The organism is Leptotrichia hongkongensis, assembly GCF_041538065.1.
In the GTDB taxonomy this organism is placed as follows: domain Bacteria; phylum Fusobacteriota; class Fusobacteriia; order Fusobacteriales; family Leptotrichiaceae; genus Leptotrichia; species Leptotrichia hongkongensis.
Genome location: NZ_JBGORW010000019.1, coordinates 1 through 3313, shown reverse-complemented (window position 1 = coordinate 3313; position 3313 = coordinate 1). Strand labels below are relative to the sequence as shown.

The 3313-nt window shown below is 51.5% G+C and carries 1 tRNA gene and 2 rRNA genes; all 3 read left to right on the top strand.

Annotated elements, in window-relative coordinates:
- Positions 1-67: 67 nt before the first annotated feature.
- Positions 68-2974 (top strand): 23S ribosomal RNA (locus ACEG17_RS09925).
- 62 nt (positions 2975-3036) lie between these two features.
- Positions 3037-3149: ribosomal RNA gene (gene rrf / locus ACEG17_RS09920) — 5S ribosomal RNA — on the top strand.
- 14 nt (positions 3150-3163) lie between these two features.
- A tRNA-Asn gene (locus tag ACEG17_RS09915) sits at positions 3164-3240 on the top strand.
- Positions 3241-3313 lie beyond the last annotated feature (73 nt).

Sequence of the window (3313 nt, the reverse complement as noted above, 5' to 3'; positions counted from 1 at the left end):
CTAGGACAATGGGAAATGAATAGTAGGTAAAAGATTACAATTAAACTGGAGTAAAAGTTATTCTGGAGAAAAAGCTAACAAGGGCACACGGAGGATGCCTAGGCAACAGCAGCCGATGAAGGACGTGATAAGCTGCGATAAGCCGGGAGGAGATGCACATGATCAGCGATCCCCGGATTTCCGAATGGGTAAACCTGCATGTCTGGAGGGCATGCGTGAAAACGGTAAGCCCGCGAACTGAAACATCTAAGTAGCGGGAGGAAAAGAAAGTAAAAACGATTCCCTGAGTAGCGGCGAGCGAACGGGGAGGAGCCTAAACCGTGCCAGTGCCAAGCGGACAGCGTTGCTGGCACGGGGTTGTGGGACTTCCATTAGCGGATTGTCATAATGCTTAAGCCGCATATGTGTAAGTGGAACCAGCTGGGAAGCTGGACCGAAGAAGGTGATAGTCCTGTAGAACATAAAGCATATGCTGCGACTGGAAGCACCCGAGTAGCGTCAGGCACGAGGAATCTGGCGTGAATCAGCGTGGACCATATCACGCAAGGCTAAATACTGCTGTTGACCGATAGTGAAGAGTACCGTGAGGGAAAGGTGAAAAGAACCCTGAGCAAGGGAGTGAAACAGAATTTGAAACCGTGTGCTTACAAACGGTAGGAGCACTTTATGTGTGACTGCGTGGATTTTGGTTAATCATCCTGCGAGTTATGGCTGGTGGCAAGGTTAATAGAACGGAGCCGAAGGGAAACCGAGTCTTAACAGGGCGACAAGTCGCCAGCCATAGACGCGAAACCTAGTGATCTAGGCCTGTCCAGGCTGAAGCTGAGGTAAGACTCAGTGGAGGGCCGAACTCACCGCCGTTGAAAAGTTGGGAGATGAGATAGGTCTAGGGGTGAAAAGCCAATCGAACTAGGAGATAGCTCGTTCTCTCCGAAATGCATTTAGGTGCAGCCTTGGCATGAAGATATGCGGGGGTAGAGCTCTGTATGGTCTAGGGGGCGTACTGCTTACCGAAATCAAGCAAACTGCGAATACCGCATATTAATAGCCAGGAGTGAGTCCGTGGATGACAAGGTCCGCGGACGAGAGGGGAACAGCCCAGACCGCCAGCTAAGGTCCCTAATTATGTCTAAGTGGGAAAGGAGGTGGATATTCACAGACAACCAGGAGGTTGGCTTAGAAGCAGCCATGCCTTGAAAGAGTGCGTAATAGCTCACTGGTCGAGAGTATCTGCGCCGAAGATGTAACGGGGCTAAGACATAAACCGAAGCTGCGGAGGCGTGCTTGCACGCCTGGTAGGAGAGCGTTCTGTAGGCCGTTGAAGGAATGCCGCAAGGCCATTCTGGAGGTATCAGAAGTGAGAATGCAGGAATGAGTAGCGAGAAGGCGGGTGAGAATCCCGCCGGCCGGAAGTCCAAGGTTTCCAGGGGAAGGTTTGTCCGCCCTGGGGGAGTCGGGACCTAAGCATAAGCAAAAATGTGATGGCGAATGGAAAACAGGTTAATATTCCTGTACCGCTGTTATCGCCTGAGAGACGGAGTGACGCAGGAAGGTATGCGGGAAGGCTGACGGAATAGCCTTTCTAAGGGCGTAGCATGGGCATGCAGGAAAATCCGCATGCCTAAATGTGAGACCTGACGGGTAAGTGCATCTTGCATAAGCCGCAGATCCTACACTGCCGAGAAAAACTTCTATCGATGAGAACCAGCGCCCGTACTGTAAACCGACACAGGTGGACAGAGTGAGAAACTTAAGGCCGACAGGATAACTCTAGCTAAGGAACTCTGCAAAATGGCCCCGTAACTTCGGGAGAAGGGGTGCCTGACATACCTGAAGGGAGAGACGCCCTGAGGGGAAACAGGCCGCAGTGAAGAGTCCCAAGCAACTGTTTACCAAAAACACAGGTCTATGCTAAGCTGAAAGGCGACGTATATGGGCTGACACCTGCCCAGTGCCGGAAGGTTAAGAGGAGGGTTGAGAGACTCAAATTGAAGCCCCGGTGAACGGCGGCCGTAACTATAACGGTCCTAAGGTAGCGAAATTCCTTGTCGGGTAAGTTCCGACCTGCACGAATGGTGAAATGATTTGGGAGCTGTCTTGGCTGGAGACCTGGTGAAGTTGTAATGCCGGTGAAGATACCGGCTACCTGCAGTAGGACGGAAAGACCCCGTGGAGCTTTACTGTAGTTTGGCATTGGGTTCTGGCCGCATGTGTATAGGATAGTTGGGAGACTGTGAAGCCAAGGCGTCAGTCTTGGCAGAGTCGCCGTTGGAATACCAACCATATGCCGTCGGAATTCTAATCTGGAAACGGAGACAGTGCTAGATGGGCAGTTTGACTGGGGCGGTCGCCTCCCAAAGAGTAACGGAGGCGTTCAAAGGTTCCCTCAGGCTGGATGGAAATCAGCCTAAGAGTGCAAACGCATAAGGGAGCTTGACTGCAAGACTGACGGGTCGAGCAGGCACGAAAGTGGGAGTTAGTGATCCGGCGGTTCCGAATGGAAGGACCGTCGCTCAACGGATAAAAGCTACCCCGGGGATAACAGGCTGATACTTCCCAAGAGTCCATATCGACGGAAGTGTTTGGCACCTCGATGTCGGCTCGTCTCATCCTGGGGCTGGAGAAGGTCCCAAGGGTTGGGCTGTTCGCCCATTAAAGAGGCACGCGAGCTGGGTTCAGAACGTCGTGAGACAGTTCGGTCCCTATCCACTGCAGGCGCTTGAGCACTGAAAAGATCTGACCTTAGTACGAGAGGACCGGGTTGGACAGACCTCTGATGTATCAGTTGTCACGCCAGTGGCACGGCTGAGTAGTCACGTCTGGAACGGATAACCGCTGAAAGCATCTAAGCGGGAAGCCGGCTTTGAGATGAGTGCTCGCAGTATCCATGGAGAACACATGGTCGATAGGCCAGGGGTGCAAGCGCAGCAATGCGTTCAGCTGACTGGTACTAATATTACGTATGCTTTTTATGTAGTCTTTTGCTTCTGCTATTTATTTCCCATTGCCTTAGGCAATTCAATTTATATTCAAAAGTTTGGTGATCATAGCGGCAGGGATACACCCGGTCACATTTCGAACCCGGCAGTTAAGTCTGCCTGCGCCTACGATACTTGGATTCGTCCCGGGAAAATAGGAAGCCGCCAAACTTTTTTTTCTTTGCGTCTCCGTAGCTCAGCCGGTTAGAGCATCTGACTGTTAATCAGAGGGCCGTTGGTTCGAGTCCAACCGGGGACGCCATTCTTTTTATACCGCTTCTCTTCTGATTTCCTTCTATGGAATTTTTTTTTGCCTATTTTTCATTATACAGCTC